Here is a 22,315-nt window from a genome sequence, read left to right on the forward strand (position 1 = left end):
AAACATCCTTAGGGATGAGGCGGAGGATGAGGGCGAGATCTAACCCATCCGTCCAATGGGCGGCTGCGGAAAAAGGGCGTCGAATGGCGCAACCCGTGGCCACGGGCAACTCCTCATGCAACGTTCCTCATGCAACGAAGTGACCCGACGCGAGCTGCCATGAACATCACTTGTGCGACTTTCTTCCGGATGCTGGGCGCCGCCCTGCTGACCGCGGCGCTGGGCGCGTGCGCCTATGCGCCGGGAATGCGCTACGACCCCGAGCGCCCCATCGACCCGGGCAACCGGGCCTCCATACCCGAGGTGCAGCAGATCACCCCGGCGCTCGTGCTGGAGGAGCGGCGCGAACGCGAGGCGCAGACCGAAACGGCGACCGAGGCCTTGCTGGGCGAGGGCATGCCCTATCAGATCGGCCCCGGCGACATTCTTTCCATCGTCGTCTGGGACCACCCCGAACTCGTGCTTCCGACACAGACCTACGCCATCGGGTCGGGCGCGACCGAGCTAACCCTCGGGGACACCACCTCGGGCATTCCGGGATATCCGGTATCGGCCGATGGATACATCCAGTTCCCCTATCTGGGACTACTGCACGTGGCCGGATTGACCGAGGGCCAGGTCAGGGATTTGATAATCGCCAATGCGGGCGACTACATCAAAAACCCGCAGATCACCGTGCGCGTGCTTGGGTACCGCAGCAAACGGGTCTATCTGGAGGGTGAATTGAAGACGCCCGGCACTGTCGCCATCAACGATTTGCCCATGAGCCTGGTCGAGGCCATCAACCGGGCCGGGGGCTTCCTGCCCACGGCGGACCGCAGCCGCGTCTTCGTGGTGCGGGGCGGCATGGCCACCCGCGTCAACGTTCCCCGCCTGATCGAGCGCGGGCTCGACCTGGCGAAAATCATGCTCAAGCCCGGCGACATCGTGCGCGTGTCGCCGCGCGAGGAAAGCAAGATATTCGTGATGGGCGAGGTCAACGTCCCGCAGGCGTTGCCGCTGCGCGACGGCCGGATGAGCCTGAGCGAAGCCCTCGGAACCTCGGGCGGGCCCAACCAGAACACGGCCGATCCCTCCAACATCTTCGTGGTCCGCACGACCGACCCCGCCGAACCGCGGATCTTCCACCTGGACGCCAAGTCGGTGGGCGCCATGGCCGTGGCCGAGCAGTTCGAGCTCGAGCCCAAGGACGTGGTGTTCGTCGACGCCGGCAACCTGGTCCGCTGGAACCGCTTCATCAGCCTGCTCTTCCCCAGTACCCAGACCCTGCAGACTGCCTCGGCCGTGGGCCGGTGAGCTGCGCGGCCAATCTCCCTTCAGCGAGCCGACGATGACCTTGCCTGTTGAAACCTTCGATTCCCCCCCGCCGCGGCGTTCCGACATCCCCCTGTCCTCCTGCATGGACGCATTGGTGGCGCGGCGCTGGTCCATCCTCGGCATCGCCTTGCTGGTGACGGCGCTGGCGGTGCTGTACGTACTGGTCACGCCGCCGGTCTACCGGCCCGACCTCGTCGTGCAGGTGGAAGAGGAACAGCCCAGCTCGCCCGCGCGCACGCTGCTGGGCGACGTATCGGCCATGTTCGACCTCAAGCCGGCGGCATCGGGGGAAATGGAGGTGCTGCGCTCGCGCAGCGTGGTCGGCGCGGCGGTCGACCGCTACCTGCTGTACATCGAGGCCACGCCGGACTATCTGCCGCTGCTGGGGCGATGGCTGGTGGCCCAGGGCTATGGCGAAACGCTGCTGTCGGTCCTGCCGCGCGGCGGCTATGCCTGGGGCGGCGAACACATTTCGGTCGGGCGCCTCGACGTGCCGCGCTCGCTGCTGGCCAAGAAGCTCACCCTGACGGCGCTCGGCGGCGACCGCTATCGCCTGCGGGAGAGCGTGCACGGCGGCCTGTTCGAGGGGGCGGTGGGGCGGCTGGAGCATTTTCCGCTGCCCGACGGCGCCATCGACATCCAGGTCGACGCGCTGCAGGCGCCGGCCGGGACCGGCTTCACCCTGCGCCGGCGCTCGCGCCTGGTGGCCGAGGAGTCCGTGCAGGCTCGCCTGGGCATCTTCGAGCGCGGGCGCCAATCGGGCGTGATCGGCGTGACGCTGGAGGGCAGCGATCCGGCGATGACCACCGCGGTGCTGAACGAGATCGGCGAGGCCTACGTGCGCCAGAACGTGAATCGCCGCTCGGCCCAGGCCGAGAAGGCGCTGGTCTTCCTGGACCAGCAGCTGCCCGCCATGAAAAAGCGGCTGGACGACGCCGAAACCCGGTACAACAACCTGCGCAACCAGCGCGGCACCATCAACCTGAGCGAGGAGGCCAAGCTGGTCCTGACCCAGGTGGCCGAGGCGCAGACCAAGATCGTCGAGCTGCGCGCGCGGCGCAGCGAGCTGGAGGCGCGCTTCTCGAACTCGCACCCCAGCATCCAGGCCATCGACCAGCAGATCGCCTCGCTCAATGCCGACATCGGCCGCATCAACGGCCGCATCCGCGGCCTGCCCGACCTGGAGCAGGACGTGGTGCGGCTGGTGCGGGACGTCAAGGTCAATACCGAGCTCTATACCGCCATGCTGAACAATGCCCAGCAGCTGCAACTGGTGCGGGCCGGCAAGATCGGCAACGTGCGCGTGCTCGACGCCGCGGTGGTGCCGGAAGAGCCGGTGCGGCCCAAGCCGGCCATGATCGTCGGCATCGCCGCCGCCGTGGGGCTGGTGGGCGGCATGTTGCTGGCGCTGATGCGCAACGCCCTGTTCGGCGGCCTGTCGGATCCGGAGGAGACCGAGCGCCACACCGGCTGGCGGGTGCTGGCCACCATTCCCTACAGCGAGACCCACGAACGCCTGTGGCGCCGCGCCCGGCGCCGCAATGCCGGCCTGCAGCCGCTGCTGGCGCAGAAGCAGGGCAAGGATCCGGCCATCGAAAGCCTGCGCATGCTGCGCACGATCATGCACCGGTCGCTGCGGCAGGCGGTGAGCAATGTGCTGGTGATCACCGGCCCGGTGGCCGGGGTGGGCAAGTCTTTCATCTCGGCCAATTTCGCCTTCATCCAGGGGGCGGTGGGCAAGCGCGTGCTGCTGATCGACGCCGACTTCCAGCGCGGGCAGCTGAACCGCTATTTCAACGTGCCCAAGGACAGCGGCCTGTTCGAGGTGCTGACCGGCGCCACCGCGCCCGAGGCGGTGACCAAGCACAGCGTGGCCGAAGGCGTGGATTTCATCGCCACCGGCACCGCCGCCTTCGATCCGTCCGAGCTGCTGGGCTCGCCGGCCTTCGGGCGCAGCCTGCGGGTGCTGGCCGAAGGCTACGACCTGGTCATCGTCGATACCCCGCCCGTGCTGTCCTCGTCCGACGCCGCGGCGGTCGGGACGCATGCGGCTTCGGTGCTGGTCGTCGTAAGGGCCGGGCTCAATACCGTGGGCGAGATCCGCGAGGCCGCCAAGCGGCTGACCGAGGCCGGCGCGCCGGTGGACGGCCTGGTCTTCAACGGCCTGAAACTGCTGCCCGACCGCTATGGCTTCCGGCCCAAGTACGGCAGCTACCGCTATGCGCGGGCCAGGTACTACGGCGATCTGGGCGGCCTTCGTTGAGCGCCGGCGCCGGCGGCCTCAAGCGCCGGCCCCTGGCGCCCTGAACCAGGCGGAACAGCCGGCCGGCGCGAGCGTGCCGCTGACGTACATCGCTCCCCGCCCGTACAAGGGGAACAGGTCGATGGCGCTGGCACCGGCGAGCACCCATACGCCGCCTCCCGGATCGCTCCACAGCACGCTGGCGCCGGTATCCCCCAGGGCCGAGAAGAGCGAGGCCGCGGGAGCACCGGGCCTGAGCACCACCATTACCGTCTCGATCTGCCCGCGCCGGACGGGAAACAGATTGAGCGCCGCCGCCGCCACGGTCGCGGCCAGCAGCGTCATCGCGACGCCGTGCCGCGCCAGTTCGCCGGTGCCGCCGCCGTCCGGCCCGCCGCCGATCCGCATGCGGATTCCGGCCGCCAGCGGAATCAGCCCGAAAACGAACAGCCAGGCCAGGTCCCAGGCCAGCGGCGTGGGCGAATCCATCCGGATGCGGTGGATGCCGGTGATCCAGTGCGAGAACACCGCATCGACGACGTGCCAGACGCCGAAGCCGATCCAGAAGTCCGCCAGCAGGCGCCGGTTCGCGCCGGCCAGCGCCAGCGTCGCGCGCGACCGGTAGAGCAGCCACAGCCCCGCCGCCGCGACGACGTACATCGCGGCATGGAACAGGCCGTCCGCCATGACCTGGCCCCGGATGTCGCCCAGCACGCCGCGGGTGATGGCCGACAGCAGATGATGCCATTGCAGGATCTGGTGCAGCAGGATGCCGTCGAAGAAGCCGCTCAGCCCGAAGCCGGTCAGATAGCCGGCCCATTCGAAGCGGCGCGGGAATTGCCGCTGGGGGATTCCTGTCACCGATGCGCTCATGATTCCTGTCCTCCGCCGGGGAGCCCGAAGCGCTGTTCGCCGGCAAGTGCCATGCCCGCCCGATGCACTGACTTTGCCGGTAAGCCAGCGCGAGTCCGCAGCGCAGAGCAGGGGCGGAACGGCATTTGCTGAGCATGGGACTCTGAAGGAGAGCACCATGGCACAGCAAGGAACCAATCCGATGTCGCGCCACGTCGACGACCATCTCAAGGACGAGAACAAGACCCTTCCCGCCGCCAGCCTGCCGCGCGAGGATACCGATACGCCGGCAGCCGGCGGCCAGAATGACCTGGACGCCGAACGGCAGGCCGAGCCGCCCCGCGACCCGCAAAAGAGCGGCAATCGTCAACGCTAGCCGCGCCGGCGAGGCCTGACGGCGCTCAGTGCGCCTGGCCCATCTCCGGATCGGTGACCGAGTCCTTCCCGTTCTCGATCCGGCCGGCGAAGCGGCGCTTGAACGACGGCGCGGCGTCGCAGGTGACGACGAAGTCGTACCAGTTGCCGCTGTCGCCCACCGGCCAGCGCAGTTCGCCGGTACCGCCGGCCTCGACCTGCGCGGTCCAGGGGCCGTCGCCGCGGTAGGCTTGCGCGTTGGCGGTGAAGGTACAGGGTTTGCTGCCGCGGTTGTACAGCTTGACCTGGATCGCCGGCGGATCGCACAGCTCGTAGCAGACCTGGATTTCCGGGCCGCCCGAGGCTTCCAGCTCGCTCAGGTCGCCGATGAACTCGCGGTGGTAGCCGTTGGGCCCCAGCACCCACAGGTCGTACTTGCCGCCATCGGCGCTCGCATCCCAGCTGCCGTCCAGCGCCTTGCCGGCCTCGACCGCATAACGGCGCGGGATGAGGTCGAGATGGTTCTTGTCGTAGACGTGGAACACCGCGCCGACGCCGTTCGAACTCGCATTGGCGAACAGCAGCTTCACGGTGCCCGAGGCAGCCTGGGCCGTGGTGTGCAGTTCATAGGGCAGGGCGCGCGAGGGCCGCGTGCCGCTTTCCTGCCTGGGCAGCGGCGAGGCCGAGGTCGCGGTGGGCTGGGGCAGCGCAGGTTCGCCGCTCTGCGTGGCGACCAGGCCGTCGACGCCGTCCTTGGTGTTGCTGCCGCCCAGCGCAGGCAGTACTTCGTTGTTCGGGTCGACGAAGTTGAAGCAGGAGGTCAGGTCGCCGCAGATGGAGCGGCGATAGGCGCTGATCTGCGGCTCGGCCACGCCGAAACGCTTTTCCAGGAAAAGCAGCGTCGAGGTGTGGTCGAACACCTGCGAATTGACCCAACCGCCGCGGCTCCACGGCGAGACCACCCACATCGGCACGCGCGGGCCGGGGCCGTAGGGGCGGCCGTCGATGGCCGGCTGGCTGGCGGTGGCTGGCGAGTAGTCGTGGTATTCGACCGCCACCTCGTCGTCGGCGAAGGTGTAGCCGCCGGCCAGCGAGCCGTCCGGGTTGCGCGACGGCACCGAAGGCGTGGGCAGATGGTCGAAGAAGCCGTCGTTCTCGTCGAAGTTGATGATCAGGACGGTCTTGCTCCAGACCTCGGGGTTGGCCGTCAGCGCGTCCAGCACTGCCTGGACGTACCAGCCGCCCTGCGCCGGGCTCGACGGGCCGGGATGCTCGCTGTAGGCCGAGGGAGGGATGATCCACGATACCTGCGGCAGCCTGCCGTTCTGGATATCGTCGCGGAAGGTTTCCAGGAAGCCCTGGGGCATGGTGTTGCCGAAGCCCTTGGCGTAGGGACTGAGCGGATCGTCCTGGGCCGGATCGTAGAACGGGCCGGCGGCGTCGACCGACTGGTTGATGTCTTCGGCGCTCACGTAGAGCGGCCGGCGCGCCGCCGGCATTTTCTCGATCTCGGCGCGCCAATGGCGAAAGCCCATCATCTCGTTGCAGCCGAAGTTGTCGATCAGGCTCTGGTAGACCTTCCAGCGCACGCCGGCCTTTTCCAGGCGGTCGGCATAGGTGGTCCAGGTCCAGCCCTCGGTGGAAGGGCCGATGTCGTTGCCGCCGTTGAACTGGTTGTTCAGCGCCGCCACCTCGACCCGGCTGCCGTCGACGGGACTGATGCCGTTCGGGCCGTTGGTGCCGCTCCAGTAGAACAGCCGGTTGGCGATGGTGCCGGTGTGCATGCCGCAGTGGTAGTGGTCGCAGACGGTGAAGGCCTCGGCCAGGGCACGCTGGAAAGGCACTTCGGCGCTGTCGTAGTACCCCATCGACAGCGGGTTTTTCGCGTCCGGCCAGCGGTTCATGCGGCCGTGGTCCCAGGCGGCCTGGGTGTCGGCCCAGCTGTGCGGCGTGCCGCCGGCGCGCTGCGCGTTGCCCTGGCTGCCGTCCAGGTGGAAGGGCACGTAGGTGGCAGTCGGCGCGACCTTGGTATAGGCCTGGTAGAAGATGTTGGGGCCGAACGGCGTCGGTATCGCGAAGCGGTCGCCGTAGCCGCGCACGCCCTTGAAGGTGCCGAAGTAGCTGTCGAAGGAGCGGTTCTCCATCATCAGCAGGACCACGTGCTCGACGTCGTTGATGGTGCCGGTGGCGTTGTTGGCCTCGATGGCGAGCGCGCGCCGGATGGCGGGCGGGAAGCTGGCCAGCGCGGCGGCCGAGGCGGCCGTGCCGAGCGAGGCGCGCAGGAATTTGCGTTTGGAGGGATTGAAGCTCATACCGGATCGGATCTCGTGGGTTGGCGGGGCCGCTCAGGGCGTGGGCGCGCAGTGCGCGGTGGTACAGGCCGGCGGCGGACCGTCGCCGGTCTGGCCGCCGTTGTCGCCGGGTCCGGGGCCGGCCGGATCGTCGTCGCCGCCGCAGCCGCCGAGCAGCAGGGCCAGCGATACCAGGCCGGCGCCAAGCAGCGGCTTGCCGATCCGGAAAAGAACATGGGATTGTTTTTGCATAGAGCGTCGTATCTCCAATTGCAGGCCGAGCGAGCCCCTGGCGCGAGCCATCGGCTGTCGGAACGCGAAGGGTGCCGCGGCGCAAGGCCGCGACGTAGCGGGCGTGTCCGGCGTACCCCCTGGCTGCCGGGAAACCGACAGCACCGGCCACGGGCTGCCGGCGGGCAACGCCCGGCAGTGCGGACATTGTCGAGTTCGGGTGGTGTCGGTTCCGTGACGCCGGACCGCCGCTTCTGTTTCGCCGCTGTGACGATCGCATGAGATTGTTTCCGTGCCGTCGCGCCGCGAGGCACGCCGCTTGCTACCGGCTGCTCGTGCACCGGCGATGCGAACCTGTCATGACCCCTCCTGCGCAGATCATCCTGCTTTACTTCGTGATACCCCTCTGGCTGCTGGCGGGCTTGGCCGACTGGCTGTGCCATCGCCGCACCGATATCGCGCATACCGCCGGACCGGCGGAGTCCGTGCTGCACCTGCTGATGTTCGCGGAGATGGCGCTGCCGCTGCTGGCCTGCGTGTTCCTGGAGATCAACGCCATGGTCTTCCTGATCATGATCGCGGCCTTCCTGGCGCACGAGGCCACGGCGTTGTGGGACGTCAGCTACGCGGTGCGCCGCCGCTGGGTCTCGCCCATCGAGCAGCACGTGCACAGCTTCCTCGAAATGATGCCGCTTACGGCCGGGATGCTGGTGGCGTCGCTGAACTGGCCGCAGTTCCTGGCGCTGTTCGGGCTGGGCGACGAAGCGCCGCGCTGGACGCTGGCCTGGGACGCGGGCAAGCTGCCGGCCGCCTACGTGGCCGCGCTGCTGGCCGCCGCCGCGTTGCTGGCATTGCTGCCCTATCTGGAGGAACTCAGGCGCGGGCTCAAGGCCGTCCGCGCGCGCCGGCGGGCATTCGGCAATGGGGGCAACGGCCCATGACCAAGGCGTGTATTGCGTCCCTCGGCAGCATCAACGCCGATTTCCAGGTACGGGTGCCGCGGCCGCTGGAGGCCGGCACCACCCTGATCGCCACCGACTTCCTGCCGCAAGGCGGCGGCAAGGCCGCCAACGTGGCGTTTCTTGCCCGCCGCCTGGGGGCGGCGGCGACGTTGATCGGCAGGGTCGGCAGCGACGCGCTGGGCGAACAGGCGATGGCGCCGTTGCGCGGCCAGGGCATCGACCTGTCCCATGTCTCGCGCGCGCAGGAGCCGACCGCGGTGTCGATGATCGCCGTGCCGCCGGGCGGCAAGAAAGGCATCGTGCTCGCCAACAATGCCAACGATTGCTGGGATGATGCGGCGGTGGCCGACGCCGTCGCGGCGATCGAGGCGCTCGATCCCGGTTCGGTGCTGGTGGCCGACTACGAGATTCCCCCCGCGCTGGTGGAACGCGCGGTGGAAGCCGCCGGCCGGCGCGGCGTCAGGGTGGTGATCGACCCCAGCCCGCCGGAGCGCGCCGACGCGGCGGTGCTGGCGCGCGCGCATGCGATCGCGCCGGATGCCGCCGAGGCCTCGGTCCTGAGCGGCGTCAGCGTCAAGGACGAGGACTCGGCCGCGGCGGCCGCGGGCGGATTGGCGGCGCTGGGCATTCCCATCGTCTGCATCAAGCTGGCCGACGGCGGCTGCCTGCTGGCCCATGGCGGACGATCGACGCTGATTCCGGCCGAGCCCGTCACCGCCGTCGATGCCACGGGCGCCGGCGATGCCTTCACCGGCGCCCTTGCCGTGGCGCTGCTGGAAGGCCGCGACCCGCTGGCGGCGGCCTGCTTCGCGGTTGCCGCCTCGACCTGCGCGGTCACCGGCTATGGCTCGCAACCCGCGTATCCCGACCGCGCCGGCGTCGAGGCCCGCATGCCGTGGTTCGCGGCCGGCGGCCGGCCGCGCGTGCGCCGGTGAGGCGAGCCCATGGATTGCCTGCGCACGTCCGGCCCCGGAATGCCCGGCCCGCGCTGCCGGGAAGCCGCCGGGCGGCAGCAGGACGCCACGGCGACGCGCCCCGACATCTGCTTCGATCGCTACGATCGGGAAGAGGAGGGCCAGCGCGAGGCCCTGCTGTCGCTCGGCAACGGCTACCTTAGCGTGCGCGCCGCATCCACCGCGTCCGACGCCGATGACTGGCACTATCCCGGCACGTACTGCGCCGGTCTCTACGACCGCGCGGCCAGCCACGTCAACGGCCGGCGGGTGGAAAACGAATCGCTGGTCAACCTGCCCAACTGGCTGCCGCTGACCTTCCGGCCGGTGGGAGAGGCCGACTGGTTCTCGCTCGACAAGGCCGCGCTCCTGGACTATCGCCACGGCCTGTTCCTGCGGGACGGCTTGGCGGTGCGGGAACTGCGCTACCGCGATGCAGCCGGCCGCACCACCCGGCTGCGCGAGGAACGCCTGGTCAGCATGGACGACCGCCACCTGGCGGCCAGCCGCATCGAATTGCTGCCCGAGGACTGGAGCGGCGAGATCGAGGTGCTGTGCTGCATCGATGCCGGCGTGGTCAATCGCGGCGTGCGGCGCTTCCGTCCCTACAACCCGCGCCACCTGTCGCTGGTCGACTCGGATGCCGACGGCCGGGGCACCGTCCGCGTCCTCGTCCGCACCCGCCGTTCCGGCATCGAGGTCGCGATGGCGACCCGCTGCCTGGCCGATGCCGGCGCGGTGCTGGCCCGCCATCCGTACCGCCGCGAACTGCGCATCGGAGAGCGACTGCTGTGCCGCGTCGCGCAGGGGCAGCCGCTGGGCCTGGGCAAGGTCGCGGCGATCGCCTCGTCGCGCGAATGCGGCGGCGAGTGCGGGCAGGTGGCGCTGGGCAAGCTGGCCCGGGCACCGGACTTCGGCGCGCTGCGCCAGGCCCATGCCCGCGCATGGGCGGCGCTGTGGCAGCGCGCCTGCGTCGAGATCGGCGAACCGGCGCTGCAGCGGGCCAGCCGCTTTCATGTCTTCCATCTATTGCAGAACTTCTGCGAACATACTGCCGACCTCGACGCGGGCTTCCCGGCGCGTGGCTGGCAGGAGGCCTACCACGGCCAGATCTTCTGGGACGAGATCCTGGCCTTTCCGTTCTACGAACTGCGCTTTCCCGAGGTGGCGCGGGCCGCGCTGACGTACCGTTGCCGGCGCCTGCCGGCGGCCCGCGAGGCGGCGCGCGCGGCCGGCCTGCCCGGCGCGATGTTCCCGTGGCGCAGCGCCAGCACCGGGCGCGAAGAGACGCCGGCCTTCCAGTTCATGCCGCTGACCGGGCACTGGCTGCCCGACCATACCTTTCTGCAGCGGCACATCGGTTCGGCCACCGCGTTCAACGTCTGGCAGTACTACCTGGCGACCGGCGACAAGGATTTCCTTGCCACCCACGGCGCGCGCCTGATGGTGGAAGTGGCGCGCTTCTGGGCCGGCCTGGCCGTGGCCGACCCGGCCGACGGGCGCTACGACATCCGCGGCATCGCCGGCCCGGACGAATACCACACCGCCTATCCCGGCCGCGCGCGGCCGGGCATCGACAACAATGCCTATACCAATCTGATGGCGGCATGGACGCTGTGCCAGGTGCGCCCCGCGCTGGCCGAAGTGGCCGACGGCGGCGACGGCGACGCGTCGCGGCGCCTGGGGCTCACGCCCGCCGAGCTGGACCGGTGGGAGGACATCGCGCGACGCATCCGCGTGCCTTTCAGCGAAGGGCGGGTCAGCCAGTTCGAGGGCTTCGAGAGGCTCGAACCATTCGACATCGGCCGCTACCGGCGCCGCGCCGGTCCCGGCCGCCTGGACTGGATGCTGGAGCGCGAGGGCCGGTCGGTCAACGACGTGCAGGCGGCCAAGCAGTCGGACTTCCTGGTGCTGCTGCACCTGTTCCCGCTGGACGAGGTGCTGGCCCTGTTCGCGCGCTGCGGCTACCCGGTCGCGCCGCCGGACCTGCTGCGCAGCGCGCAATACCTGCTGGCGCGCACCAGCCACGATTCGAGCCTGTCGCGCATCATCGCCGCCGGCGCGCTGGCCGAACTCGACCCCGCCGCCTCGTGGGAGCTGTACCGCCAGGCCATGATGCCGGAGAAGGATTCTGCGGACCATTCGAGTTCGGCCGAAGGCGTGCATCTGCACGCGATGGCCGGCACGCTGGACGTGCTGCAACGGCGCTACCTGGGCCTGTCGATGGCTACCGACGGGCTGATGGCGCGGCCATCGATTCCGGCCGGACTGCCGCCGGTGCGGCTGCCGTTCCGCTGCCGCTTCGGCGCCTTCGAACTCCACTGGTCCGGGCACCGGCCGGTCTTGCATGCGGCGCCCGACAATCCCGCCGAGATCACGGTGCGCACCTGGCAGGGGCCCCGGCGCATTGCGCCAGGCACGGCGATGCCGGTCCCGGCGGACCGCGCCAGCGCGGCGCCTGGCCGGTGATAACATCTGCCGGTCCGCCGCTCTCCTTGCCCGCATGCTCAAGCCCGGCCGCATTCCGCCCTCCTGGAAGCACCATTTCGACCGCGTGCTTGCACTGGTGCAGCGCTACCCCGGCGTCATCGCAGCCTTCGGCTTCGTCTCGGGCATCGTCAGCTTCTTCACCGTCGAACGGCACGAGGCCTTCGCCCGCGGCATCGCGCTGATCATGATCGCCAGCTGGCTGTGGCTGGTGGTGGAAAACAGCGTGCGCCAGCTGGTGGCGCGGCGGTTCGGCCTGAACGTGCCGATACCGCTGCTGCGCTATTTCACGCAGATGATCCACCAGGAAGGGCTGTTCTTCGTACTGCCCTTTCTTTATACCTCCACCACCTGGCTGAGCGGCCAGGCCGTGTTTACCGGGCTGGCGGGCGCCTGCGCCGTGGTCGCGCTGGTCGACCCGCTCTACAACCACTGGCTGTCGCCGCGGCGCTGGGTATTCCTGGCCTTCCACGCCTTCACGCTTTTCACCGTCCTGCTGACCGCGCTGCCGCTGGTGCTGCGCCTGCCCACCGGCCTGAGCTACGAGCTGGCGCTGGGAGCGGCGGTGCTGATGTCCTATCCCTCGGTGGCCGATCTGATGACGGGCCTGTCCCGCCGGCGCGGCTACGCGATGGCGGCCGCCTTGCTGGCCCTGGGCGCGGTGGGCTGGTTCGTGCGGCACTGGGTGCCGCCGTCGACCATGTGGCTGGCCGAGGAAGCCATCACCACGCGCTTCGATACCCAGGCCATGGCGCCCGGCGAAGACCGGCGGGTGCTGACGCTCGATGACCTGGGCGCCGACGGTCTCTACGCCTACACCGCCATCAGCGCGCCGCTGGGGCTGCGCGAACGCGTCTACCACGTCTGGCTGCACGACGGCCGCGAACAGCTGCGCCTGCCGCTCGACATCCAGGTGGGCCGCAAGCAGGGATACCGGGCCTGGTCGCACAAGCAGAACTTCGGCGCCGACCCGGCCGGGCGCTGGGAAGTGCGCGTGATGACCGAGGAAGGGCAGATGATCGGCCAGATGCGCTTTCGCGTCCAGGCCGAGCGGGGGCGGCCGTTCGTTCCGGTGCCGCCGGCGCCGCCGCCGTCCTGAGCGCCCGGGATGCGCGCTGGCGCGGCTCATCCGGTTCAAAGAAGGTTTTCGATCCGGGTCGGCAGCCGGCGCACCCGGCAGCCGGTGGCGTGATGGACGGCATTGGCGATCGCGGCGTTGACGCCGACGATGCCGATCTCGCCGATGCCTTTGGGGCGTGTGGGCGGGGCGCGCATGTTCTCGTGGGTCAGCACGCCCAGCACGCCTTCGATGACCGTGACCGCGCCGCGGGCGGTCGCGGCCCCGTGCGTAAGAAGGGTGCCCCGCTTGAGCAGGTGATTCCATTGCTGCGCGGCGGCCGCGCCGGCGCCGGGGCGGCACGCGTATTGCTGCGCGCCTTTGCCGCTATCCGAGGAAACGCCATGACGACATTGAACCGAGTCGCCGAATTCAGTCACCAGGTCACCGGCGTGGCAGTGACGCCCGAAGGCCGGATCTTCGTCAACTTCCCGCGCTGGACCGAGGACGCGCCGGTGTCGGTGGCCGAGGTGCTGCCTGGCGGCGAGCTGAAACCGTATCCCGACGAACACTGGAACGCCTGGCGCAACGAGACCGCGTTCAAGAAGCCGCCGGAGCGGCATTTCGTATGCGTGCAGGCGCTGCTGGCCGATACCCAGGGCGGCCTGTGGGTGGTCGACCCTGGCGCGCCGGGCAACGAACGGACGCTGCCCGGCGCGGCCAAGCTGGTGCGCATCGACCTGGGCAGCGACAGCGTGACCCGGGTCATTGCCTTCCCGGAAGAGGTCGCCAAGCAGGGCAGCTATCTCAACGACATGCGCCTGAGTCCCGATGGCAAGATCGCGTACATCACGGATTCAGGCACGCGCGGCGCCATCATCGTGGTCGACCTGGATAGCGGCGAAAGCTTCCGCGCCTTGGACGGACACCCTTCGACGCAACTGGAGAAGGACGTGATCGTCGAGGTCGATGGCGGCCCCCTGCGCCGCCCGGACGGGCGCCAGCCGATGTTCGCCTCCGACGGCCTGGCCATTTCCAACGACGGCGCGACGCTGTACTGGCAGGCGCTGACCGGCCGCAGCCTCTACTGCATCGACACCGCCTTGCTCGGCCGCGACGTGCCGCAAGCGCAACGCCAGGCAGCCGTGCGGCGGCTCGGCGCCACCCATGTTGCCGACGGGATGCTGATGAGCAGCGCCGGCACGCTCTATCTGACGTCGCCAGGAAACAATGCCGTGACCCGCTGGACCGGCGGCGGCGTGGAGATAGCCGTGCAGGACGAGCGCCTGCGCTGGCCGGACACTTTGTCCGAAGGCCCGGACGGGACCATTTACGTTACCGCTTCGCACATACAGGACACCTATTGGTTCAAGCCCGGCGCGCCGGCGGCCATCGGTACGGCACTGTTTTCCTTCGTTCCGGACCGTCTGCGGTAAGGTCGGCATGGGAAGGCGTCTTCTTTCTTTTCCGGGCCTGACGGGCGCCTTCGTCTTCGTGCTCGGCCTGGCCCTGGCCGCGCTCGGCGGCTGGCTCGCGGTCCTGGGCGGCACCCTGTATTACGTGGCGGCGGGCCTGGCCTTGATGGTGGCCGGGGCGCTCTACATCATGCGCAACGCCGCCGCGCCGTGGATCTATCTGGCGACGTTCGTCGCCACGGCCGGATGGGCGCTGGCCGAGGTCGGGCTGGACGGCTGGAAGCTGATGCCGCGGCTATTCGGCCTTGCCGTGCTAGGCGTGTGGTGCAGCATGCCGTGGATCGTGCGGCCGGTATCGGCCGCCGGGCCGATGCGGCGCGCGGCCGGCGCCGCGGGCATCGTTTACATTGCGGCGATCATCGGCGTGTTCGTGGCGGGGTGGCGGATCACCGACCAGCGCTTCGTCCGCCACGAGGCGCTGCCGCCTTTGGCAGGCCCCGCCGGGCAGGGCGGCGATGCCGGCGAAAACGAATGGCGCTACTACGGCCGCACCCCGGCCGGCGATCGCTATTCGCCCCTGGCCGCGCTGACGCCGGCCAACGTCGGCCAGTTGCGCCAGGCCTGGCGCTACGACACCGGCGACCTGCCGCAAGACGAAGAAACCAGCGCCGGCCGCGAATTCAACTTCGAAGTCACGCCCACCCAGGTGGGCAACCGGCTGTACCTCTGCACGCCGCACCGGCGCGTGATCGCGCTCGATGCGACGACAGGCCGGCCCATCTGGACCTTCGATCCGCATACCGATACGTCGGCCAACGAATACCTGGCCTGCCGCGGCGTGGCCTACTATGACACGGCGGCGCCCGGCACGCCGTGCCCGCGCCGCGTCATCACGACTACCGGCGACGCCAGGATGGTGGCGCTGGACGCCGATACCGGCCGGCCGTGCGAGGGATTCGGCCGGCACGGTTTCGTCAGCCTGACCGACCATCTGGGCAAGGTGCCGCCGGGCTTCCATTTCATCACTTCCCAGCCGCTGGTGATACGCGACCGCGTGGTGCTGGGCGGCTGGATCTACGACAACCAGGCGCGCGGCGAACCGTCGGGCGTGGTGCGCGCGTACGATGCCAGGAGCGGCCGGCCGGCGTGGTCCTGGGACATGGGGCGGCCCGATCCCACCGCGCCGCCGGGGCCGGGCGAAACCTACACGCGCGGTACGCCGAACGGGTGGGGCAGCTATACGGCCGACCCGCGGCTCGGCCTGGTCTACGTCCCGCTGGGCAACGCGACGCCCGATTACTACGGCGCGGCGCGGCGGCCCTTCGACGACGCGTATTCGAGCGCGCTGGTCGCCCTCGATGCCGAGACCGGCCGGGAGCGCTGGCACTTCCAGACGGTGCATCACGACGTGTGGGACTTCGACCTGCCGGTCGGCCCGTCACTGGTGGACCTGCCGGGGCCGGGCGGATCCACCGTGCCGGCCCTGGTGCAGACCACCAAGCTGGGACAGCTGTTCCTGCTCGACCGGCGCACCGGCAGGCCGCTGGCCGACGTGGCCGAGAAGCCGGTGCCGACCCGGCCCGCGCTGCCCGGCGAACGGCTGTCGCCGACCCAGCCATATTCGACCGGCATGCCGACGCTGGCGCCGCCCGATCTGTCGGAGCGCGACATGTGGGGGGCGACGCCGGTCGACCAGCTGTGGTGCAGGATCCAGTTCCGCCGGGCCAACTACGCCGGCCAGTACACGCCTCCGGCGCCCGGCACCAGCATCGAATACCCGGCCTTCGACGGCGTGGTCGACTGGTATGGCGCATCGATCGATCCCGTGCATCGCCTGCTCGTCGCCAATGCGAGCTATATCCCCTTCACGATGGAGATGCTGCCGTCGGCGCAAGCGATCGAACGCGGATTGATGAAGCCGTGGGCAGGCTGGGACAGCGGCCAGCCCTATCCGAAGCCCAAGGAGTTCGCCGTCGGCCCGCAATACGGGACGCCGTACGCCGCCGTGGTCAAGCCCTGGCTGACGCCGCTCGGCGCCCCGTGCAGCGCGCCGCCCTGGGGCAGGCTGGTCGCGATCGACCTGCAGACGCGCAAGATCGCCTGGGAGCGACCGGTGGGCACGACCCGCGACATGAACCTCTTGGGCACGCACACGAATGCGCCGCTGCCCACCGGGATCTTCATGATCGGCGGCAACATCGTCACCGCCGGCGGACTGGTTTTCATGGGCGCCACGGCCGACGACTACCTGCGCGCCTTCGACGAGCGTACCGGCCGGGTGTTGTGGAAGGCCCGCGTGCCCGCGGGCGGGCAGGCGACGCCGATCACCTATATGGGCGCCGATGGCCGGCAGTACGTCGTCATTGCGGCCGGCGGCCACGGCGGGCTGCGCACCCGGCTGGGCGACTCGATCGTCGCGTACGCGCTGCCCAAGAAGCCTCCGTAGCGCGCAGGCCGGGACGGGGCGCGGCCGGCGGGCGCGGCGCGGGTCTTGATGTATGCTCTGCCGTTCTTCCGCCTTTCCTTCCTCCCCTCATCCCCTCACCATGCGCCCCGAAAACCAGACGATTGCCTCCCTGCTGGAAAAAGACGAAGACGAGATCAGCCGCCAATGGATCGATGAGTACCATACCCTTGCCGAGGGCCGTGCTTCGGGGGCGTCGCTCGCGGTCGAAAGCAGGGCCCTTTTCGCCGCGTTGAAAGAAGGCATCCGGCAGGACGGCACGGCGGAATCCTTCAACGGCCCCGCCTGGAACGTCCTGCGCGACCGGCTGGCGGAGCTGTCCAGCACGCGCGCGGCGCTGGGCGAATCGTCGGCCGTGACCAGCGGCTTCATCCTGGCCATCAAGCGCCCGCTGTTCCAGGCCCTGCAACGCACCGGCATCGACCCCGACGCCAAGATCGCCGCGATCTGGGCCTTCTCTTCGCTGGCCGACCGCATGGCCCAGTGGACCGTATCGATCTACCAGCGCACGCGCGAAGAAATCATCGCCCGCCAGCAGAACGAGATCTTCGAACTGTCGACCCCGGTCATCAAGCTGTGGGCCGGCGTGCTGGCGGTGCCGCTGATCGGCACGCTCGACAGCAGCCGTTCGCAGATCGTGATGGAAAACCTGCTGCAGCGCATCGTCGACACCGGGTCTTCGGTGGCCATCATCGACATCACCGGCGTGCCGACGGTCGACACCCTGGTCGCCCAGCACCTGATCAAGACAGTCACCGCGATCCGGCTGATGGGCGCCGAGAGCATCATCAGCGGCATCCGGCCGCAGATCGCCCAAACCATCGTGCATCTCGGCATCGACCTGCAGGGCATCGTCACCCGGGCCTCGCTGGCCGATGCCCTGGTCGAGGCCATCCGCATGGTCGGCGACTCCCACCCCGGCGGCGCGGCCTGAGGAATACGCCATGGAACGAATCCCGATCCTGCAGATGGGCAAGCTGCTGCTTGTAACCATCCAGATCGACATGGAAGACCAGACGGCGGTCCGCCTGCAGGACGACCTGGCCAGCCGCATCGAGGCCACCGGCGCCACCGGCCTGCTGCTCGACGTCTCCGCGCTCGAGGTGGTGGACTCCTTCATCGGCCGCATGCTGGTCAGCATTTCGGACATCGCCAAGATCATGGGCGCCCGCGCGGTCGTGGTCGGCATCCAGCCGGCGGTGGCGATCACGCTGGTCGAGCTCGGCCTGTCGCTGCAGGGCGTGACGACGGCGCTCAACGTGGAAAAGGGCATGGCGATGCTATCGGCTTCCGGCCCGGGGCAGCGCATTGGATAGCCACCTGCCCGCGGCCGGTGCGCTGCCGCTGAAGGACGAGCGCGATATCGTCCAATGCCGGGCGGCGGTGCGCCGCCTGACGACCGACCTGAAATTCTCCCTGGTGGACCAGACCAAGATGATCACCGCGGCCAGCGAGCTCGCGCGCAACGCGGTCGTCTACGGCGGCGGCGGCGAAATGCGCTGGGAGATCGTGTCCGACGGCCGGCGCGATGGGCTGCGCCTGCATTTCGAGGACCACGGCCCCGGCATCGCCGACGTCGACCTGGCGCTGACGGACGGCTGGAGCAGCGGCTCGGGGCTCGGCATGGGGCTGTCGGGCAGCCGTCGACTGGTCAACGATTTTGCGATACGCACCCAACCCGGCGAAGGCACCTGTGTTGCTATCACTCGGTGGAAGTAACCGTCCCGGCCCGTTCCTGCTGGTGCCGATCAGCGATCCGAGCCGGGTGGGCGAGGCGCGGCGGCTGGCCGTCGAACTGGCGCGGCGCATCGGCTTCGACGAAGCGGACAGCGGCCGCGCGGCGCTGGTCGCCACCGAACTCGGCACCAACCTGATCAAGCACGCCCGCGCCGGCAGGCTATTGCTGGGGCTGCGCGATGTGGCAGGCGCCGGCGCGCTGGAGATCGTCGCGCTGGACGACGGCCCAGGCATGGCCGATGCGCAGCGCTGCCTGCGCGATGGGTTTTCCAGCGCCGGCACGTCGGGCACCGGGCTGGGCGCCGTACGGCGCCAGGCCGACGATTTCGACCTGCATTCGGCCTTGCCGCAAGGCACGGCCGTCCTGGCCCGGCTGTTCCGCGGCCGGGCGCGTCCGTCCGAGTGGGCGTCGCTGCCGCTGGAGAGCGGGGCCGTCGCGCTGGCCGCGCCGCGCGAGCAGGTCTGCGGCGATGCCTGGGCGATGGCCTTCGACGGCGGCGGCGCCACGGCGATGACGGTGGACGGGCTGGGCCACGGCGCCGGCGCCGCCGAGGCCGCCCGGGCCGCGCTGGATGCGTTCGCCGCCGGCCCGGCCGAGCCGCCCGCGCGCTTCATCAAGCGCGCGCACCTGGCGCTGCGGCCCACGCGCGGGGCGGCGGTGGCCGTGCTGCGGCTCGATCCGGACGGCGGCATGGTACGGTTCGCGGGCGCGGGCAACGTGCAGGCGCGCATCGTTTCCGGGCTCGGCAGTAAGACCCTACTGCCGCAAAGCGGCACCGTGGGCGTGCAGATCCGGGAGCCCGACGAGCAGGCGCTGGCGTGGCCGCCGCACGCGCTGGTCGTGCTGTTCACCGACGGCGTGGTGTCGCGCTGGGAACTGGAGGACGTCGGCCTGCTGGGGCGAGATTCCACGCTGCTTGCCGCCTGGCTGGCCGGCCGGCACCGGCGCGGCCACGACGACGCCACCGTCGTGGTGCTGCGCCGCAGGAAGGAGTGACCATGTCATCATCGAACGACCCGCAAGCCGCTCCGGCCCCGGACGACCGCCTGTCGGCCATGGAACGTCTGCTTGCCGCCAAGTCGGACGAGTGCGATGCGCTGCGGGCGGAGCTGGAAGACACCAACCGCGGCGTGCTGGCGCTGTATTCCGAACTCGACATCCAGGCCGAACAGCTGCGCCAGGCGACCGAGCTCAAGAGCCGCTTCCTGGCGTACATGAGCCACGAGTTCCGCACGCCCATCGTCGCGATCCAGAGCATCGTGCGGCTGCTGATGGACCGCGTGGACGGTCCGCTCACGGAGGAGCAGGCCCGGCAGATCGCCTTCATCCGCGACACCTGCGCCGAGTTTTCCGAGATGGTCGACGACCTGCTCGACCTGGCCAAGCTGGAAGCCGGCCGCGTCGACATCTCGCCCGCCTGGTTCGAGCTGGTGGACTTGTTCGCGGCGCTGCGCGGCACCTTCCGCCCGGTGCTGAACAACCCCGAGGTGATGCTGATCTTCGAGGAGCCGCACGACGTGCCGACGCTGTACGTCGACGACCGCAAGCTGTCGCAGATCCTGCGCAATTTCATTTCCAACGCCTTGAAATTCACGCTGCGCGGCGAAGTCCGCGTGAAGGCCGAATGCACCGGCGACGGCCGGGTGCGGTTCCTGGTGCGCGACACCGGCATCGGCATCGCCAAGGAATTCCACGACGCGGTGTTCCAGGATTTCATGCAGATCGATTCGCCGCTGCAGAAACGCTTCCGCGGCACCGGCCTGGGGCTGGCGCTGAGCAAGCGGCTGGCCGAACTGCTGGGCGGCTGCGTCGGCTTCGAGAGCGAGCAGGGCGTGGGCTCGATTTTTTTCGTCATCCTGCCCATCGCCTTCACGCCGCCGCCGCTGGCCCCGCGGCCGCAGGCGCCAGGCGCCGCAAAGGGACAGGGCCATGGCTGAATCCGCGCTCGCCGGCGGTCTCGAGCCGCGCGGCGCCAATACGGTGCTGGTGGTCGACGACAATCCGGTCACCCGCTATTCCACCGCTCGCATCCTGCGCGCGGCGGGCTTCGCCACGGTCGAGGCCGGCACGGGCGGGGACGCGATCCGCCTGGCGCGCGACGTGGTGGACGCCATCGTGCTGGACGTGCACCTGCCCGACATGAGCGGCTTTGCCGTGTGCGAGGCGATCCGCGCCGAAGGTGCGACCGCCGCGCTGCCCGTGGTCCACCTGTCGGCAGCGCACGTGCAGGACGTCGACAAGGTCAAGGGCCTGGATGCCGGCGCCAATGCCTACCTGACCCATCCGGTCGAGCCGCAGGTGCTGGTGGCCACCGTGGCCGCGCTGGTGCGGGCCGGCCTGGCCGAGCGCGCCATGCGGCGCAGCGAGGCGCGCCTGAGGGCGATCTACCAGCAGGCCGTCAGCGGCATCTGCGTGCTCGACGCGCAGGGCCGGATCGCCGACGCCAACCCGGCCATGCTGGCCATCCTGCAATGTGAGAGCGAGTCGCTGATCGGGCGCGGGGTGGAAACGCTGGCCGCGCCCGAATGGACTGGGCGGGTGGCCGCCTTCGTGCGCGAAACGGGCGCCGAGTCGCACGAGTTGTCGTTCCCGATGATGGCCGGGGAGTCCGGCGTGGTGCACCTGGAGTGGCATATCTCGGCGCCGCTGGAATCGGGCCTGCGGGTGGCGGTGGTGTCGAACGTGACCGAACGCGTCAGCTACCAGGCGCGGCTGGCCGCCCTGGTCGAGCGCGAGCAGGCCGCGCGCACCGCGCTCGAGCACCTGAACAGGCTGAAGGACGATTTCATCGCCATCCTGTCGCACGAACTGCGCAATCCGCTGCAGGCCATCCGGGTGTGGACCCAGGTCCTGCGCCGCAGCGCGCAGGGCGAGGAGGTCATGCGCGCCGTCGAGGCCATCGAACGCAGCGTGCGCATCCAGCAGCAGCTGGCTTCGGACCTGGTCGACGTGTCGATGCTGAATATCGGCAAGATGGCGCTGAGCCGCGAGCAAGTGTCGCCGGCCGAGCTTGCGCGCGCCGCCATCGAGGTGCTGGCCGATGCGGCCCGGGAAAAGAAACTGGCGGTCAGTACCGCGATCACCCCGCAGGCCGAGGCCCGCATCTGGGTCGATCCGGGCCGCTTTCAGCAGATCCTATGGAACCTGCTGTCGAACGCGATCAAGTTCTCGCGTCCCGGCGGCTCGGTGACGCTGCGGATGGAAAGCGCGGACGGCCGGCTGCGCGTGCGGGTGGCCGACAGCGGCGTCGGCATCTCGAAAGACTTCCTGCCCCTGCTGTTCGACCGCTTCACGCAGAGCGGGGCGGCGCGCCGGCGCGGCAGCCGCGGGCTCGGCCTGGGGCTGGCGATCACCCGGCAATTGGTGGAGATGCACGGCGGCCAGATCCAGGCCCGCAGCGACGGCGCCGGCTGCGGCAGCGAGTTCGAGTTCTGGATCCCTGCCATCCAGCACGAGGCCCACCTGCCGGCCGCGGCCGCCGCGCAGAACAAATCGGCGCCGGCCGGCGCCTCGCTGCTGGACGATCTGGACGTGCTGCTGGTGGAGGACGACCCCGAGGCGCTGGAGGCCCTGGCGACCGTCCTGCGCGACCAGGGCGCGCGCGTGCGCCAGGCCGGCCGTTTCGAAGAGGCGATGGAACTGATCAACGAAGGCGCCCCCGACCTGCTCATCAGCGACATTGGGCTGCCGGGGCGGGACGGCTACGAATTGATCGCCGAGATCCGCCGCGCCGAACTGCAGGCGGGCTCGCCTCGGATCGCGGCCATCGCGCTGACCGCCTTCAGCCGCGAGGAAGACCGCGCGCTGGCGCTGCAGGCCGGCTTCGACGAGCACTGTGCCAAGCCGCTCAGGGTGCCGCTATTGCTGGCCGCCATCGATACGGCGTTCGGGATGGCGGGGCAGGGCCGGGCGTAAGGCAAGGCGCATCCCATGCTGCACACGGCGGGGATCG

Annotated in this window: 19 protein-coding genes; 15 read left to right on the top strand and 4 right to left on the bottom strand. The window is 69.9% G+C overall.

The genetic code is table 11. The features are described 5' to 3' along the window. Nucleotides 1-159: 159 nt before the first annotated feature. Both ABD927_RS09285 and ABD927_RS09290 read left to right on the top strand, forming a co-directional pair. Nucleotides 160-1,296, top strand: coding sequence for a polysaccharide biosynthesis/export family protein (locus ABD927_RS09285; RefSeq protein WP_345248605.1), 1,137 nt, complete (start codon nt 160-162; stop codon nt 1,294-1,296). 34 nt (nt 1,297-1,330) lie between these two features. Next, on the top strand, nt 1,331-3,580 hold the full coding sequence (locus ABD927_RS09290; RefSeq protein ID WP_345248607.1) for a GNVR domain-containing protein: 2,250 nt from the start codon (nt 1,331-1,333) through the stop codon (nt 3,578-3,580). An 18-nt stretch (nt 3,581-3,598) separates the two neighbouring features. Here ABD927_RS09290 and ABD927_RS09295 read toward each other — a convergent pair whose 3' ends face one another. After that, complete coding sequence (locus ABD927_RS09295; protein ID WP_345248608.1) at nt 3,599-4,432, bottom strand: DUF2243 domain-containing protein; 834 nt, start codon at nt 4,430-4,432, stop codon at nt 3,599-3,601. 157 nt (nt 4,433-4,589) lie between these two features. On the opposite strand from ABD927_RS09295, the gene ABD927_RS09300 reads away from it, so the two are divergent. Next, a complete protein-coding gene (locus ABD927_RS09300; protein ID WP_345248609.1) occupies nt 4,590-4,787 on the top strand; it encodes a hypothetical protein in 198 nt (65 codons plus the stop codon). Between the two features lie 25 nt (nt 4,788-4,812). Here the strand turns inward: ABD927_RS09300 and ABD927_RS09305 are convergent, their stop codons facing one another. After that, the gene (locus tag ABD927_RS09305; RefSeq protein ID WP_345248611.1) at nt 4,813-7,077 is read right to left on the bottom strand and encodes a phosphocholine-specific phospholipase C; all 2,265 of its coding nucleotides are present in this window, start codon (nt 7,075-7,077) and stop codon (nt 4,813-4,815) included. Nucleotides 7,078-7,110: 33 nt separating this feature from the next. After that, nucleotides 7,111-7,308: a hypothetical protein gene (locus ABD927_RS09310; RefSeq protein WP_345248613.1), complete on the bottom strand. Its 198-nt coding sequence runs from the start codon at nt 7,306-7,308 to the stop codon at nt 7,111-7,113. Nucleotides 7,309-7,646: 338 nt separating this feature from the next. Between ABD927_RS09310 and ABD927_RS09315 the strand changes: the two genes are divergently transcribed. From ABD927_RS09315 to ABD927_RS09330, 4 genes are read left to right on the top strand one after another with little or no spacing between them, the layout of a single operon-like run. Then, nucleotides 7,647-8,228 carry a diguanylate cyclase gene (locus tag ABD927_RS09315; protein ID WP_345248615.1) on the top strand — a complete coding sequence of 194 codons (582 nt, stop codon included), beginning with the start codon at nt 7,647-7,649 and terminating at the stop codon, nt 8,226-8,228. Further along, nucleotides 8,225-9,184: a PfkB family carbohydrate kinase gene (locus ABD927_RS09320; protein ID WP_345248617.1), complete on the top strand. Its 960-nt coding sequence runs from the start codon at nt 8,225-8,227 to the stop codon at nt 9,182-9,184. Before ABD927_RS09315 ends, ABD927_RS09320 begins: the two co-directional genes overlap by 4 nt. Nucleotides 9,185-9,193: 9 nt before the next feature. Continuing rightward, nucleotides 9,194-11,671 carry a glycoside hydrolase family 65 protein gene (locus ABD927_RS09325; RefSeq protein ID WP_345248620.1) on the top strand — a complete coding sequence of 826 codons (2,478 nt, stop codon included), beginning with the start codon at nt 9,194-9,196 and terminating at the stop codon, nt 11,669-11,671. A 34-nt stretch (nt 11,672-11,705) separates the two neighbouring features. Further along, nucleotides 11,706-12,788, top strand: coding sequence for a DUF5924 family protein (locus ABD927_RS09330; protein WP_345248621.1), 1,083 nt, complete (start codon nt 11,706-11,708; stop codon nt 12,786-12,788). Nucleotides 12,789-12,823: 35 nt separating this feature from the next. Here the strand turns inward: ABD927_RS09330 and ABD927_RS09335 are convergent, their stop codons facing one another. Continuing rightward, nucleotides 12,824-13,186 (bottom strand): hypothetical protein, encoded by a 363-nt coding sequence (locus tag ABD927_RS09335; protein ID WP_345248798.1) that lies wholly within the window; start codon nt 13,184-13,186, stop codon nt 12,824-12,826. On the opposite strand from ABD927_RS09335, the gene ABD927_RS09340 reads away from it, so the two are divergent. The 8 genes from ABD927_RS09340 to ABD927_RS09375 all read left to right on the top strand — a co-directional run bounded on the left by ABD927_RS09340 (nt 13,151) and on the right by ABD927_RS09375 (nt 22,278). Further along, complete coding sequence (locus ABD927_RS09340; protein ID WP_345248623.1) at nt 13,151-14,182, top strand: L-dopachrome tautomerase-related protein; 1,032 nt, start codon at nt 13,151-13,153, stop codon at nt 14,180-14,182. The genes ABD927_RS09335 and ABD927_RS09340 overlap by 36 nt on opposite strands. A gap of 7 nt (nt 14,183-14,189) precedes the next feature. Continuing rightward, nucleotides 14,190-16,607, top strand: a complete 2,418-nt coding sequence (locus ABD927_RS09345) for a membrane-bound PQQ-dependent dehydrogenase, glucose/quinate/shikimate family (RefSeq protein ID WP_345248625.1) — start codon at nt 14,190-14,192, stop codon at nt 16,605-16,607. Between the two features lie 100 nt (nt 16,608-16,707). Then, complete coding sequence (locus ABD927_RS09350) at nt 16,708-17,559, top strand: STAS domain-containing protein (RefSeq protein ID WP_345248627.1); 852 nt, start codon at nt 16,708-16,710, stop codon at nt 17,557-17,559. Between the two features lie 10 nt (nt 17,560-17,569). Further along, complete coding sequence (locus tag ABD927_RS09355; protein ID WP_345248629.1) at nt 17,570-17,941, top strand: STAS domain-containing protein; 372 nt, start codon at nt 17,570-17,572, stop codon at nt 17,939-17,941. Then, entirely contained in the window at nt 17,934-18,344 is a 411-nt protein-coding gene (locus tag ABD927_RS09360) for an anti-sigma regulatory factor (RefSeq protein ID WP_345248631.1), read from the top strand. Before ABD927_RS09355 ends, ABD927_RS09360 begins: the two co-directional genes overlap by 8 nt. After that, nucleotides 18,319-19,359 carry an ATP-binding protein gene (locus ABD927_RS09365; protein ID WP_345248633.1) on the top strand — a complete coding sequence of 347 codons (1,041 nt, stop codon included), beginning with the start codon at nt 18,319-18,321 and terminating at the stop codon, nt 19,357-19,359. Before ABD927_RS09360 ends, ABD927_RS09365 begins: the two co-directional genes overlap by 26 nt. A 2-nt stretch (nt 19,360-19,361) precedes the next feature. After that, nucleotides 19,362-20,300: a sensor histidine kinase gene (locus ABD927_RS09370; protein WP_425570220.1), complete on the top strand. Its 939-nt coding sequence runs from the start codon at nt 19,362-19,364 to the stop codon at nt 20,298-20,300. Continuing rightward, nucleotides 20,293-22,278 carry a hybrid sensor histidine kinase/response regulator gene (locus ABD927_RS09375; protein ID WP_345248635.1) on the top strand — a complete coding sequence of 662 codons (1,986 nt, stop codon included), beginning with the start codon at nt 20,293-20,295 and terminating at the stop codon, nt 22,276-22,278. The genes ABD927_RS09370 and ABD927_RS09375 overlap by 8 nt, the downstream gene beginning before the upstream one ends. The last annotated feature ends 37 nt before the right edge of the window (nt 22,279-22,315 follow it).

This window comes from Pigmentiphaga soli, from assembly GCF_039541095.1.
GTDB classification, from domain to species: Bacteria; Pseudomonadota; Gammaproteobacteria; order Burkholderiales; family Burkholderiaceae_B; genus Pigmentiphaga; species Pigmentiphaga soli.